General features: G+C 67.8%; 11 protein-coding genes and 1 pseudogene. 3 read left to right on the top strand and 9 right to left on the bottom strand.

Features of this window, described 5'->3' with window-relative positions:
• Nucleotides 1–358 precede the first annotated feature (358 nt).
• From fomD to ACWD6R_RS09250, 6 genes and pseudogenes are all read right to left on the bottom strand, one after another.
• Nucleotides 359–1,057 (bottom strand): cytidylyl-2-hydroxypropylphosphonate hydrolase, encoded by a 699-nt coding sequence (gene fomD / locus ACWD6R_RS09275; protein ID WP_451818134.1) that lies wholly within the window; start codon nucleotides 1,055–1,057, stop codon nucleotides 359–361.
• Nucleotides 1,058–1,421: 364 nt separating this feature from the next.
• The gene (locus ACWD6R_RS09270; RefSeq protein WP_451818167.1) at nucleotides 1,422–2,084 is read right to left on the bottom strand and encodes a hypothetical protein; all 663 of its coding nucleotides are present in this window, start codon (nucleotides 2,082–2,084) and stop codon (nucleotides 1,422–1,424) included.
• Between the two features lie 218 nt (nucleotides 2,085–2,302).
• A pseudogene (locus ACWD6R_RS09265) lies at nucleotides 2,303–2,722 on the bottom strand (alpha/beta hydrolase); the annotation flags it as partial.
• A 601-nt stretch (nucleotides 2,723–3,323) separates the two neighbouring features.
• The gene (locus tag ACWD6R_RS09260) at nucleotides 3,324–3,731 is read right to left on the bottom strand and encodes a hypothetical protein (RefSeq protein ID WP_451818133.1); all 408 of its coding nucleotides are present in this window, start codon (nucleotides 3,729–3,731) and stop codon (nucleotides 3,324–3,326) included.
• A 9-nt stretch (nucleotides 3,732–3,740) separates the two neighbouring features.
• Nucleotides 3,741–3,893: a hypothetical protein gene (locus tag ACWD6R_RS09255; protein WP_451818132.1), complete on the bottom strand. Its 153-nt coding sequence runs from the start codon at nucleotides 3,891–3,893 to the stop codon at nucleotides 3,741–3,743.
• A gap of 246 nt (nucleotides 3,894–4,139) precedes the next feature.
• A complete protein-coding gene (locus ACWD6R_RS09250; protein WP_451818131.1) occupies nucleotides 4,140–5,564 on the bottom strand; it encodes a class II fumarate hydratase in 1,425 nt (474 codons plus the stop codon).
• 106 nt (nucleotides 5,565–5,670) lie between these two features.
• Between ACWD6R_RS09250 and ACWD6R_RS09245 the strand changes: the two genes are divergently transcribed.
• A complete protein-coding gene (locus tag ACWD6R_RS09245; protein WP_451818130.1) occupies nucleotides 5,671–7,200 on the top strand; it encodes a ricin-type beta-trefoil lectin domain protein in 1,530 nt (509 codons plus the stop codon).
• Nucleotides 7,201–7,300: 100 nt separating this feature from the next.
• On the opposite strand, the gene ACWD6R_RS09240 is transcribed toward ACWD6R_RS09245, so the two are convergent.
• Nucleotides 7,301–7,978 (bottom strand): DUF2785 domain-containing protein, encoded by a 678-nt coding sequence (locus tag ACWD6R_RS09240; protein ID WP_451818129.1) that lies wholly within the window; start codon nucleotides 7,976–7,978, stop codon nucleotides 7,301–7,303.
• 854 nt (nucleotides 7,979–8,832) lie between these two features.
• Entirely contained in the window at nucleotides 8,833–10,494 is a 1,662-nt protein-coding gene (locus ACWD6R_RS09235; protein ID WP_451818128.1) for a fumarate hydratase, read from the bottom strand.
• 320 nt (nucleotides 10,495–10,814) lie between these two features.
• Here ACWD6R_RS09235 and ACWD6R_RS09230 point away from each other — a divergent pair, with 320 nt between their 5' ends.
• Complete coding sequence (locus tag ACWD6R_RS09230; RefSeq protein ID WP_451818127.1) at nucleotides 10,815–11,489, top strand: DUF1707 SHOCT-like domain-containing protein; 675 nt, start codon at nucleotides 10,815–10,817, stop codon at nucleotides 11,487–11,489.
• Between the two features lie 328 nt (nucleotides 11,490–11,817).
• Nucleotides 11,818–12,189 carry a WhiB family transcriptional regulator gene (locus ACWD6R_RS09225; RefSeq protein WP_451818126.1) on the top strand — a complete coding sequence of 124 codons (372 nt, stop codon included), beginning with the start codon at nucleotides 11,818–11,820 and terminating at the stop codon, nucleotides 12,187–12,189.
• A gap of 207 nt (nucleotides 12,190–12,396) precedes the next feature.
• Here the strand turns inward: ACWD6R_RS09225 and glpX are convergent, their stop codons facing one another.
• Nucleotides 12,397–13,428, bottom strand: a complete 1,032-nt coding sequence (gene glpX / locus ACWD6R_RS09220; RefSeq protein WP_451818125.1) for a class II fructose-bisphosphatase — start codon at nucleotides 13,426–13,428, stop codon at nucleotides 12,397–12,399.
• Nucleotides 13,429–13,491: the final 63 nt, after the last annotated feature.

The raw sequence follows: 13,491 nt of genomic DNA, 5'->3' as shown, positions 1-13,491 counted from the left end.
TCCGTCCGGGCCGGTTGTATGAGGCAATCACCTTGTGGGGCGCCACTGTGCCCCGGCAGGAGCGGCGATGACAACGGCTGTCACCGCATGCCCCGCCCGGCGGGGCCGAAACCGTATGCCTGCGAGGTGTGCAGGTGACGACGTTTCCGGCGCGTGGGCGGCGGACAGCGTGCACGTCTCCACCCCCTCGTCGTGGTCCATGCGGTTCTTGCGGCTCATGCAACTGATGCGGCTCATGAAGATCGTGCAACTCGTGCGATGACTTGCGGTCAGGTCCGCTGCCGTGCCCGCCGATTGAAGCGGAGCAGCCCTCCGGAGGACGATCCTACGTTTGCCCCCCTGGGGTGCATCAAGGGTCTCACGACGGCATATGCGAGGGCGTACGGTCCCAGTCATCCGGCAGCACGGGTACCCGCCACCGCGGATCGGGCCGCCAGTTCTCCCAGCCGTCCCGGAACGGCGCCCCCCACGCGTCGATCACGCGGGCGGCCGCGCGGCCCGCCTCCCGTACCCGCCGCGCGGTGTCCCGGTCCATCAGCCCGACCCGCTGCGCCTGCGCGAACTCGTCCTCGTCCAGCCAGTGCCAGCTGCGGTCGGGGTTGACGGCGATGTCCAGGAAGTGATCCTCGGAGTCGATGCCGCCCGCCCAGCGGGTGCGCGGTTCCTCCAGGTTCACGTACCAGTTGCGAAAGCTCCAGCCGCGGTCCCAGAACAGCCAGACCGACCAGGGTTCGCCGGGCCGGGCGAGCTTGAGCACGCCCGTGCCGAACCAAGTCGAACGGGCGGTGGTACGGGGCGCGGTGTACCGGGTGACGAGCGGCTCGGCGTGCACATCGGTGCCGTTGGCGAGGACCGGCTTCACGCATTCGGTGCCGGGTGCCATCCACACGGCGAGCAGCTCGGCGGTGTCCTGGACCACGGTGACGGGTCGGCAGATGTGGACCGGGCTCGGGGCGGGGTCCGGCGCGGCTTCCCCGGGTAGCGGGCCGTTGCCGCGATAACGCCACAGGATCTGCTCGCCCGGCGCCCAGTGCTCGATGTCTCCGGTACCTGCCATGGACGGATCTTAGGCCTGACCCGCGATTGATCGCGGGATGGCCGTAAGCCCTCCATGACCAGCCGGACCTGGTCGATGCCGAGCCGGAGACGATGCGCTTTCGCCTCTGCCACCTGCCCGCCCGCCTCGCCCACCACTCAAGACGCCGTTTCCTGCGCATCGACCGGACCTGGCCCTGGGCCGAGACGTTCACGACCAGTTGGAAGCGGATCTGCACGCAGAAAGTGTTTTCCGCTTGGACCGACAGAACCCCTCGACAAGATTCATCGTCCCAGCTCAGAAGAGACCTTCGTGCTTCCGCCCCACTTTCAGCCTCACCTCAGCCGAAACGGCGACGCCAAGGGTTGTCTTGCCTCGCGGTGGGCTATTTCGACCGGTAGCAAGCTGATTCGACGGTGACCTCCAGAAGGTCCGGGGCGTTTCCGACTTTGCTCGCTTTGTGCAACCGTACGTCGACTGCGAATTCACCCCCCTTGGACTCCGCGATGATCTGCGGGCTCTTGGCCTTGCTGTCGTCCACGCCGTCCCGGACGATTTTCCAGCCGTCTTTCGGGAGCTCGGCCCGCAGGCGGTCCATGCCCTTTTGCATATCGGTAAAGGGGGCCTTGTAGATGCTCCAGGGGTGACGAGCGCGGTAGACCTCCTCCCTGGCGTCGTAGTCCGAGCAACGCGACGTCATCGCACCCGTCTCCGTGACCTTCCCCTTGACGTCAAGGATCTCGAGAATCCGACTGGACGTCCTCTCGACGCCCGCCTTCACGATATCGCCGTCTTGTGTCTTCACCGCCGCCTCTTTTCCGTTCGAGCACGCCATCGCCAGCGCGCACGTCGCGATAATGAACCCGAGTTTCTGAATTCGCCTATCAAGTTGTACCTTGTCATATTGGCCGGCGATGACGGCTGCCTGATTGCGTATGCTGAGGGAGTCGTCGTCGAAGAATCCGGTGTGGCCGCCGGAGTCGCTCTCCATGATGTTCCCGCCGAAGGATTCGTCGGTGGGAATGACTCCGTTGTCACCGAGCCCCATCAGCCGACCGCCCTGCCGGACCACCTGATCGTCCCAGGGGGCGCCCATTGCCCACACGTGGTCGGCTCCGACCCCCAGGTCCGCCGCGTGATCCGCCTGGACACCGGGACTGCCCGCAAAGACGAAGTCGTTGGCGGCCTCAGGGTCATTCCAACTCCCGACTGTGCTGAGACGCCGACCAACGTGCTGCCGTAGCTGTGCCCGATGACTGTGGTGTGCGCGCGAGTGCCGTCGGCAGCCTGCTGTGCAGCCCCGCTCCCCTGCAAAAAGTCGTAGAGTCGTGGGCCGCCCTCGTCCGCGTACTGCCCGCGTGTCGCCTCCGGGACGATGCTGTCCGGCGCGTTGTAGTCGAGCCACGTGATGGTGGAGACGCTCTGGTCGGGGGTGAGGCGGTGACTCTGAGCCCAGAGCCGTTCGCCACGGCCGAGGTCCCCATGAGTATCCCCGCCGCCGCCGATGGACTCTATGCCTGCGAACGTACCGGGGACGTAGACGCCTACGTGATCGGCTTTGTCCGGATTTCCGTTTGCGAGGATGACCTTTCCGTCCCCGAGACCGGTGGGATCGAAGCCGAGCAGGTACGCCTCGGGAAGCCCGCCTTCGCCTGTGCGGTCGAAGCGATCCTGGACGGCGTTCATTCCCTTCATCACGCCCTCCATCCTGGCCTTCTCGTTCCCGTACTTGTCCTGCCACTCCCGCCATTCCTGGGTGATCACGGCGGCGGGGTAGCTGCCGCTGGTGTTGGGACCGTACTTGGTTGGCTCTTTCGGAATGGCGTCCAGCTCTAGCTGGTATCTCGCCTTCGTCTCGTTCAGAACCATTCGGTTCGCCTCGTCGCGAACGTCAGACGGGAGGCCGTTCATCGATCCGATGGAATTCGGATGGACGGCCAGATAGTCGGCTCGCTGTTCCGAGGTGAGATTCTTCCACCACTCCGCGTTCTCCTCGGGCGTGGCTTCCTTCGGCGGGTCCTTGATGCTGTCCAGGTAAGGGTCGGCGACCTTGAGTATCCCACCCCGGTCGGACTTCACGTCCACCCAATCCCGGTTCGAGACCACGAGGTCGTCGTCGGCCTTGAGAGCGCGGAGCTTCGGCGCCCACTCCGCGTCTGCGTCAGTGGCTTCCTTCAAGGCATCTGCTACCCGGTTGGCATAGCCGAGGGCCGCGCCGTAGTGGGGGTTCGGGTGGATGTTCACCGCCTGGCGCTCCAGGGCGTCGGACGTCGGGCTACCCCCGGCGCTACCGGTCACTGTGCCGCCCTCGGCATCCTTCTCCTCGCCCGGCCTCCTGCCCCGCCGGGAAGTTGACCGAACCGTCTGGGTTCACCGTGCAGTGGTTCGCCCGCGCGTCCTCAAGCGCTGCGTCCAGCTTCCGCTTGGCCGCCGCCATATCGAATGCGAAACCGTTCAGCGCGGTGCTCACCAGCCCGCACTCGGTCTGCATGTAGTGGAGGTTCTTCGACAACTCGGCCAGCTCCCGAAGGGCAGCCTTCGCTGTCGCGCCCTCGAGTTGGTTACGTATCCCTGCGGTGATCTGGTTGTCGATGGTGTCCTTGGCTGCATCGGCCATCCCGTTCGTCGCCCGGTACGCGTCCGCGGCATTCTCGAACTCGGACGGCTTGAGCGCTTTCAGCGTCGCAAGATCCATGCGCCTGGATCACTTCTCCTTCGACTGGCCGCCGACGGCCCGGGTGTCCGTGTACTCGTCCTTGATCGCGTCCAGCTCAGACTTCAGCGACTCATCGGTCTTGGACAGGTCGTGCCCTGAAGACTCAAGCAGCCCACCCAGGGACTTGCACTGCTCGCGCACATTCTTTACGTACTTGCTCCAGGAGGTGTACAGCTCCTTCTGTGCCGCCGCACTTTGGCAGCCGGCTCCGTTGTCCAGCCCCGTCTGCCCGTCTTCAAGTTTCGCCAGCGCGGGGCCGATCTGCTCAGCGAGAGCCTTGGTGTCCTCGCCCGCCTTGGCCCATGCCCTCTTGTCCGACTTCAGGTCGGCCGAGGCATTGGCCCCGGGTGTGCCACCCCCGCCCTCGGCCGGTGCCGCGGGGGTGAGTCACGGCCGGGTCATACGCAACACGTCGAGTGCCTCGTCGAGCTGATCCACCGTGAGATCGCCGCGCTCCACATACCCCGAGTCCAGCACCACTTCGCGGATCGTCCGCCGCTCGGCGAGCGCCTTCTTGGCGACCTTCGCCGCCTCCTCGTAGCCGATGTACTTGTTCAGCGGCGTGACGACGGACGGCGAGGACTCCGCGTACTCCCTGGCCCGCTCCACGTCGGCGGTGATGCCGTCGATGGTGCGGTCCGCCAGCAGCCGGGCGACGTTGGACAGCAGCCGGACGGACTCCAGCAGATTCTTCGCGATGACCGGAAGCATCACATTCAGTTCGAAATTACCCGCCGCGCCCGCGACGGCGACCGTCGCGTCGTTCCCCATCACCTGGGCCGCCACCATCAGCACGGCTTCAGGAATGACCGGATTCACCTTCCCCGGCATGATCGACGAGCCCGGCTGGAGGTCGGGAAGGCTGATCTCGGCCAATCCGGTGCGCGGCCCGGAGGCCATCCAGCGCAGATCGTTGCAGATCTTGGTGAGCGAGACGGCGATCGTACGGAGCTGGCCGGACGTCTCGACGAGCCCGTCCCGCGCGCCCTGCGCCTCGAAGTGGTCACGGGCCTCGGTGAACGGCAGTCCGGTGACACGGGCGACCTCGGCGATCACGGCGGCGGAGAAGCCGGGCGGGGTGTTGATGCCGGTGCCGACGGCCGTGCCGCCCAGCGGAAGTTCGGCGAGGCGCGGCAGGGACGCGTACAGCCGCTCGATGCCGTACCGGATCTGCGCCGCGTAGCCGCCGAACTCCTGACCCAGCGTCACCGGCGTGGCGTCCATCAGATGGGTACGTCCCGACTTCACGACCGCCGCGAACTCGACGGACTTGCGCTCCAGGGCGGCCGCCAGATGATCCAGCGCCGGGATCAGCTCGCCGGTGGCGGCCGCGGTCGCGGCGATGTGGATGGAGGACGGGAAGACGTCGTTGGACGACTGCGAGGCGTTGACGTGGTCGTTGGGGTGGACGTCGCGGCCGAGTCGTTCGGTGGCGAGGGTGGCCACGACCTCATTGGCGTTCATGTTGGAGGACGTGCCGGACCCGGTCTGGAAGACATCGATGGGGAAGTGCGCGTCCCAGCGGCCCTCGGCGACCTCGGCGGCCGCGTCCTGGATCGCGGCGGCGATGTCCGGGTCGAGCACCTTCAGCTCGGCGTTGACCTTCGCCGCGGCTGCCTTGATCCGGGCCAGGGCCTCGATATGGGCCCGCTCCAGGCGCTGGCCGGAGATCGGGAAGTTCTGCACGGCGCGCTGCGTCTGGGCCCGCCACCGGGCATCCGCGGGGACCTTCACCTCGCCCATCGAGTCGTGCTCGATGCGGTAGTTCTCTCCGGCTGTGCCGCTGTCCGCCGGGACCTGTGCGTCGTCCATGGGGTTCAACCTCCTGAAAAAGTTGAGCACTTGTCTTGTTCTGTGTATTCCCAAGTCGCCTACCGACCAGTAAATACCGGGGGTAACCACAACCAGGGGAGGCGCAATGAGGCGCACCAGGCACAGACTTCGCTGTACGGTCGCGGCTGCCGCGGCCATGGCGGCGGCAGCCGGCGGCATGGCCGCTGCCGCCGGACCGGCAGGCGCGGCAGACCGGTCCGGTACCACCACTACCGCATCGGCCTCCCTCTCGCCCGAGCTGGAGGCCATCCGCGCCGCCGAAGCCACCCAGCTGTACGGGAGCCCGGCCGAGCGCCCGCTCGCCGACCGCAAGAGCGGGCTGATCTCGCTCGGCGACAGCGAGATTTCCGGCGAGGGCGTCGGAACGTACGAGGCGGGGACGAACGGTCCCGACAACTGGTGCCACCGCTCACCCGACTCCGCGATCCACCGCACCGGGATCCTGGCCGACGTCACGTACAACGTCTCCTGCTCCGGCGCGTACACGGGCAACATCGTCATCGGCGGCTCGAAGCAGTACGCCGACGAGCTCGTGCAGAGCGACAACCTCGCCATCAAGGCGCGCAACACCCGCATCAAGATGATCGTGCTCGTGGCCGGCGCCAACGACGACCTCCAGTTCGGCCCGGTCATGACGGACTGCGTCGAACGCTGGGTCCTCCTCCAGGGCACCTGCCGGCCGAAGTACGAGGGCGGCTGGCAGGCCCGTGTCGACGGGCTCGTCCCCAAGGTCGAGAAGACCGTCCGCGACCTGAAGACCGTCATGTCCGACGCCGGCTACACGAGCAGCGACTACAAGCTCGTGGTCATGGGCTATCCGAGCCCGATCGGCCCGGACTTCTACGACAACCCGAACTTCCCCGGCAAGCTTCCCGGCGGCTGCGCCGGATACGACTCCGACGCCGCCTGGGCCCGGAACGTCGCCGTCCCCGCCTTCGAGCGCGGGATGCGGCAGGCCGCCGCCGACACCGGCGCCGTCTACCTCGACAACTCCCGTCTCTTCCACGGCCACGAGGTCTGCAGCGAGTCCACCTGGGCCCGCGGTCTCTACATCGACCTCTCGCACTTCCCGCCGGACTCCAACTCCGTCCGGCAGTCCTTCCACCCCAACGCGCGCGGGCACGCGGCCTTCGCATCGTGCCTGACCCAGATCTACAACTCCGGCCTGCGCGAGGCGAGCTGCGCCGACCCGGCCGGCACCGGACAGCCGGTCCTGGAGCCGGCCGCCTGGGACTCGCTCTTCAAGCCCCTCAAGAACGAGGCCACCGGCACCTGTGTGGACGTCCCCGCCTCGGTGACCCGTAACAACACCCCGATCGGCGGCTGGGACTGCCACGGCGGCCGCAACCAGGGCTGGTGGTACGACACCGCCGGCAAGAGCATTCACACGGAGCTGAGCCACGACCGGTGCCTCGATGTGCCGGGCGCCGACTACAGGGCGGGCGCCACGGTCATCCTGTGGAACTGCTCGGGCGCGGCCAACCAGCAGTTCGTCAGGCAGTCGGGCACCGTGCGCCCGGCGGCCTCGACCGGCCTGTGTCTGACGCTGGCGGCGGCCAAGGACCCGCTGAAGCTGCAGGCGTGCGACGGGACGGCGAAGCAGCGCTTCGCGTAGCGGTTGCGCGCAGAGCCGTCACGACGAGGGGCGGGGCGGTCGCCAGGTGCGGCCACCCCGCTCGCAAGCGCCGGGGCCTGACCCGGCAGGCACTGGTGTGTCACCCGGCGTATGGGGCCACGATCGCCAGGGTTTCGGCGATGGAGTCGAGGACCATGGCTCGATGGGTGGGCGTACCAGGTGTTCCTGCGCCAGGACTGTGAAAGCCGCGGTCGGCCAGGATGTAGAGCATGCGTAGCGTGCGCATGGTGTTGGAAGCCCAAGCAGGTACTGGCCCTGGCTTTCCTGTGCGGAACGCCGCAGCGATGGGATCCAACCACTGCACCGACTGGGCGGTGGTGAGGCCGGGGTGGCTGAGGATCTGAGCGAGGGCGAAGGCCAGGCGGTCGTCTTCTTGCGCGTCGAAGAGGTGGTCCGTGGCTGCCAGTAGCCGGGAAACCGCCAATTCGGCCAGCGGGTACGGGTCTTGCTGAGGATGGCGGGAGAGGGCGGCCAGCAGGTCGGCGCCGTGTGCGGGAGCATGCAACCAGCCGAGCTCCGGGTCATGCCCCCGCAGGTCGGTTTCGGCAGGGAACCAGTCGGCGAAGGCTTTCCACCACTCCGGCTTCCACTCGCCTCCTTCGACGATGAGGGCGAGGACGAGAGGCGCAAAGGTGCGGGCCTGAATGGCCGGGGATGTGAAATGCGCAGCCATGTGGTCCCCCACGTACCGCCGCTCCGACGGCTCAAGCACTGGGATCCAACGCCTGGCCGTGAGGTACGCCAGATCGTCGCGCACGACAGGATCGGGGGAACAAAGGTCCGCAATGAGCTCGTCGAGGGCCGAGGTGCGGGGCGGCCCCTGGAGCCTGCGGATGTCGTTCTCTCGACTCTGTGAGGTGTCCATGGCGGGAGGCTACCTGTGGCTCATGATGCGATGGGTTGCGAGGGCGACGCCTTCGAAGGCGAGTGCGGCGCATGGCCACCCCGTCCCACGCCTGAAGGCCCTGACGGCGATCAGGGCCGCGCGGTCACACGTGCCCGAGCCTCGGAAAGCACATCCGTCAGCTCGGGCTTGCGCCGCTTCGCCATCGTCCCCACCCTTCGCTGCGCCGAACGTGGCCCGAGCAGGAGCACCTCAGCTTGAGATTTAACCTCGCTGTTCGAACATCGCTTGCAGCGAGCCTCGCGACTCCGACGCGCGGCCCATTCATCCGGGTATGGCCGCTTTTGCGACCACGCTCAGCGATTCACTCCTGCGGCCGAAAGAGCTGGTCAGCGCTGTTCGATCCTGGAGGTTAAATCTCAAGCTCAGAGCCTGTCGGGTGACCTCTGATCGGGCGGCCACGCCCTGGCGCGCACGCTTCCCGCGTTGCCGAAATGCCCTAGTAGCTCCTTCCCCAAGCTCTCAGCTTCGTTCGAGCAGGGGAGACCCCATCCGAGGGCCTTCCGGCGCCTTGGAATCGCACGCACCAGACCGCTTCCGCTTTCCGATCGAAGGTCACCCGACAGGCTCTCAGGCCGCGGTCCCGGGAGCTCTGCTCGGATCGTGCAGAAGTCGTGCCGCAGTTCGTACACAGAACGGCCCGGCTTCCCATATGGGTGCCGAGCCGTTCTCCTGTCTCCGGGGTGGTCAGGGACTGTCCCGGACGACTACGCCTTCCTGGTGGGAATGTGCGTGAACGTCGGCTGGGAGAGCTGCTGCGGAGCGAAGAAGTCGTTGCCCTTGTCGTCGACGACGACGAACGCGGGGAAGTTTTCGACCTCGATCCGCCAGACCGCCTCCATGCCGAGCTCCTCGTACTCGACGACCTCGACCTTCTTGATGCAGTCCTGGGCGAGGCGCGCCGCCGGGCCGCCGATCGAGCCGAGGTAGAAGCCGCCGTGCGCGTCGCACGCGTCGGTGACCTGCTGGGACCGGTTGCCCTTGGCGAGCATCACCTTGGAGCCGCCCGCCGCCTGGAACTGCGCGACATAGCTGTCCATGCGGCCGGCCGTCGTCGGCCCGAACGAGCCGGAGGCGTACCCCTCGGGCGTCTTCGCCGGGCCCGCGTAGTAGACCGGGTGGTCCTTCAGGTACTGCGGCATCTCCTCGCCCGCGTCCAGCCGCTCCTTGATCTTGGCGTGCGCGATGTCGCGCGCCACGACCAGCGGGCCGGTCAGCGAGAGCCGGGTCTTGACCGGGTACTTGGTCAGCTCGGCGAGGACCTCGTCCATCGGCCGGTTCAGGTCGATCTCGACGACGTCGCCCGCCTCGTCGAGGTGCTCGTCGGTGGTGTCCGGCAGGAAGCGCGCCGGGTCCTTCTCCAGCTGCTCCAGGAACACACCCTCGGCGGTGATCTTCGCGGTGGCCTGACGGTCCGCCGAGCAGGACACGGCGATCGCGACGGGCAGCGAGGCACCGTGCCGGGGCAGCCGCACCACGCGCACGTCGTGGCAGAAGTACTTGCCGCCGAACTGCGCACCGATCCCGATCTTCTGCGTCAGCTCGAAGACCTTCTCCTCCAGCTCCTTGTCCCGGAAGCCGTGACCCGTGGGGGAGCCCTCGGCGGGCAGCTCGTCCAGGTAGTGCGCGGAGGCGTACTTCGCGGTCTTCAGCGCGAACTCGGCCGACGTGCCGCCGACGACGATCGCCAGGTGGTACGGCGGGCAGGCCGCGGTTCCCAGCGAACGGATCTTCTCCTCCAGGAACTTCATCATGGAGGCCTCGTTCAGGACAGCCTTCGTCTCCTGGAAGAGGAACGACTTGTTGGCCGAGCCGCCGCCCTTCGCCATGAAGAGGAACTTGTAGGCGCCGCCGTCGGTGGCGTACAGCTCGATCTGGGCCGGGAGGTTCGAGCCGGTGTTCTTCTCCTCCCACATGGTGAGCGGAGCCATCTGCGAGTAGCGCAGGTTGAGCTCGGTGTACGCGTCGAAGATGCCGCGCGAGAGCGCCTCTTCGTCACCACCCGAAGTCAGCACGTTCTGCCCGCGCTTGCCCATGACGATCGCGGTGCCGGTGTCCTGGCACATGGGGAGGACGCCCGCGGCGGCGATGTTGGCGTTCTTCAGCAGGTCGAGCGCCACGAACTTGTCGTTGGACGACGCCTCGGGGTCGTCGACGATCCGCCGCAGCTGTGCCAGGTGAGCGGGGCGCAGGTAGTGCGAGATGTCGTGCATCGCCTCGGCGGCCAGGGTGCGCAGCGCCTCCGGCTCGACTTTGAGGAACGTACGGCCGTCGGCCTCGAAGGTCGAGACGCCCTCGGCGGTCACCAGCCGGTACGGCGTGGTGTCCTCTCCCAGAGGGAGCAGATCGGAGTACGCAAACTCTGGCATTACGGCCATTCCTCACTCGGCGACAGCGGCTGGCCTCCCTTGGACAGCGCACCCACCAGGGTAGAACGCCGCAAGGGTGCCGAAGCTGTGAGGTAAGGCTCAGTCGAACGCGCGCGGCCGCCCGGGGCGCGGCGGGCGCGACTCCCCGATCGGCCCGCCGCATGTCCCGGGGCCACCCTTTCGGATCCTGCCGGGCCCGCGGGGTCCGGCGCGTACATCTGCGGCGTTGTCGTCACTCCGCGGCGGGCCGCTCGCTGATCCGGCCTGATCGGACGGAGAGGCGCTAGTCGCGATCTATCGCGTTTGGGTACGCTTGGTCGGTGGACCTCGAAAAGCACCCCCAGCAGCCCGCCGCCCCGGCGCAAACCGCGCCCGCGGGTATCCGTGCCTCCGACGCGGACCGCGACCGGATCGCGGACATCCTGCGCGATGCCATGGCCGAGGGCCGGCTGACCGCCGAGGAGCATGCCGAGCGGGTCGGCGCGGTCTACCGGGCCAAGACCGTCGGTGAACTCGAACCGCTGGTACGGGATCTGCCGGCCCCTGGCGGCGCCGCCCTTCCGTCGTCCGCCGCTCCGTACGCTTACGGCCCCGAGGCCCCCGCCGGCCCGGCCGACAACCTGGTGGCGATCTTCAGCAGCTCCACCCGCAAGGGCCGTTGGCGGGTCGGCGGCCGTACGAACGCCTTCTCGCTCTTCGGCAGCGTGGAGATCGATCTGACCGAGGCGCTTTTCGGTCAGAGACTCACCGTCATCAACGCGACGTCCATCTTCGGAAGTGTCGAGATCAAGGTCCCGGAGAACATCTCGCTGCGCGGCAGCGGGACGGGCGTCTTCGGTAATTTCGAAGTGGTCACACTGGAATCCGCAGACCCGGAAGCACCTGTGGTCGTCGTCAACGGCTATTCGGTCTTCGGTAACGTCGAGGCGAAGCCGAAGCGCGGGAAACTGATTACGGATCTCCACAGCAAGCTGCGCAAACACCTCGGCCACTGAGACCGACCGGCAATGGGGGGTGGGTGAAGGAGCGGGGCTGGGGTGCGTGCATCGCAAGGCGGAGGATTGAGCCATGGCGGAGCCATGGTGATGGACGACAACGCCGCGAGGTGCGTGCCCCGGCCCCGTGACGCCGCCCCCCAATTGCCGGTCGGTCTGAACCACGGCAAGCCGCGCCGGTCCGCACCGTGTCCAATCAGGCCAATTTTCCGATCGACCACAATTTCGCTGCCCGGAACTCGGTGCCACTCAGTGCATAGGCGCACGCACAGCGGGTAGGGACTGCTGCATCGTCTCTCGCTCGCGAAGCCGTCGTCAGGAGTAGACCGTGCTGCAATCGCCGCATCAGCCCCTGCAGGTCGCCGCCGTCCCCACCCAGCGCACCTCTGCTCGGGAGGACGAGGCCGGCCCCTGGCACTCGGAGGCGGTGTGCCGCCGGGACGAAGCCGGGCTGTTCTTCGCCCCGTCGAAGGAGCCGACTGCTACCCGACTGTCACGAGAGGAGTCCGCGAAGCGGGTCTGCGCGCGCTGTCCGGTGATGATCGAGTGCCGGGAACACGCCTTGGTGCAGCCCGAGCCGTACGGAGTGTGGGGCGGCCTCACCGCCGCCGAACGCCGTGTGGTGCTTGCCCGCCGCAGGCGGCGCGAGATGGAGCTCAAGGCTGCTGCTTCGGCCGGCCACATCGCCGCAGCCGGCTGACCGGAGCGGACCTGACCCGAGCGGACCGAAGGGGGCCTCGCGGGACGCGACGAGCGGCTCCATCGGGACGGGGGGCGTCGGCTCCCCGGACGCGACGAGGCACCCCCAACCCGCCGTCGACGCGGAGAGGCGCCCCCACCGCACAGGGGGGCGCCTCTTCACGTTCTCCCGGCCGGGCGAGGCCCGCTCACGCGTGCCTCGCGCGGTCTACTTCGCGCGGTCGAAGTCGATCGCGCTGTAGGCACGCAGCTTCGACAGCCGGTGGGTCGAGTCGATCTTCCGGATCGTGCCGGACTTGGACCGCATCACGATCGACTCGGTGGTCGCCGTCTCGCTGCGGTACCGCACGCCGCGCATCAGCTCACCGTCCGTGATGCCGGTCGCGACGAAGAACACGTTGTCGCCACTGACCAGGTCGTCCGTGGACAGCACCCGGTCCAGGTCGTGCCCGGCGTCCAGCGCGCGCTGCCGCTCGGCCTCGTCCTTCGGCCAGAGCTTGCCCTGGATGACGCCGCCGAGGCACTTTATGGCGCACGCCGAGATGATGCCCTCGGGGGTGCCGCCGATGCCCATCAGCAGATCGACGCCGGTGCCCTCGCGGGCGGCCATGATCGAGCCGGCGACATCGCCGTCGGTGATGAACTTGATGCGGGCGCCGGTCTCCCGGATCTCCTTGACGATGCCCTCGTGGCGCGGGCGGTCCAGGATGACGACGGTGACGTCCTCGGGGGCGGAGTTCTTTGCCTTCGCGACCCGGCGGATGTTCACCGCCACCGGGGCGTTGATGTCGACGAAGTCGGCGGCTTCGGGGCCGGTGACCAGCTTGTCCATGTAGAAGACCGCGGACGGGTCGAACATGGTGCCGCGGTCGGCGGCGGCCAGTACGGCGATGGCGTTCGGCATGCCCTTGGCATTCAGGGTCGTACCGTCGATCGGGTCCACGGCGATGTCGACCTCGGGGCCGGTGCCGTCACCGACCCGCTCGCCGTTGAACAGCATGGGGGCTTCGTCCTTCTCGCCCTCACCGATGACGACGACGCCGTTCATCGAGACGGTCGAGACGAGGGTACGCATGGCCTTCACAGCGGCGCCGTCGGCGCCGATCTTGTCGCCGCGGCCGACCCAGCGCCCGGCAGCCATGGCGGCGGCCTCGGTGACCCGGACCAGCTCCAGGGCCAGGTTGCGGTCGGGGGCCTCCGGGGAGACCTCTAGCTGGGACGGCAGATGATGCTCGGACATCGGAGCGCACCTTTCTGTACGACGACGACCGGAAGAGGGTGCTCTGACTCTATCGCCAGGTCG

This window comes from Streptomyces sp. NPDC005151, assembly GCF_053599875.1.
This window is presented reverse-complemented; position numbering and strand designations above follow the sequence as displayed.

Coding starts and splice junctions, on each gene's coding strand:
- ACWD6R_RS09245 (WP_451818130.1), top strand. CDS start 5,671: ATGAGGCGCACCAGGCACAGACTTCGCTGTACGGTCGCGGCTGCCGCG.
- fomD (WP_451818134.1), bottom strand. CDS start 1,057: ATGGCAGGTACCGGAGACATCGAGCACTGGGCGCCGGGCGAGCAGATC.
- glpX (WP_451818125.1), bottom strand. CDS start 13,428: ATGTCCGAGCATCATCTGCCGTCCCAGCTAGAGGTCTCCCCGGAGGCC.
- ACWD6R_RS09250 (WP_451818131.1), bottom strand. CDS start 5,564: ATGGACGACGCACAGGTCCCGGCGGACAGCGGCACAGCCGGAGAGAAC.
- ACWD6R_RS09260 (WP_451818133.1), bottom strand. CDS start 3,731: ATGGATCTTGCGACGCTGAAAGCGCTCAAGCCGTCCGAGTTCGAGAAT.
- ACWD6R_RS09270 (WP_451818167.1), bottom strand. CDS start 2,084: ATGGGGCTCGGTGACAACGGAGTCATTCCCACCGACGAATCCTTCGGC.
- ACWD6R_RS09235 (WP_451818128.1), bottom strand. CDS start 10,494: ATGCCAGAGTTTGCGTACTCCGATCTGCTCCCTCTGGGAGAGGACACC.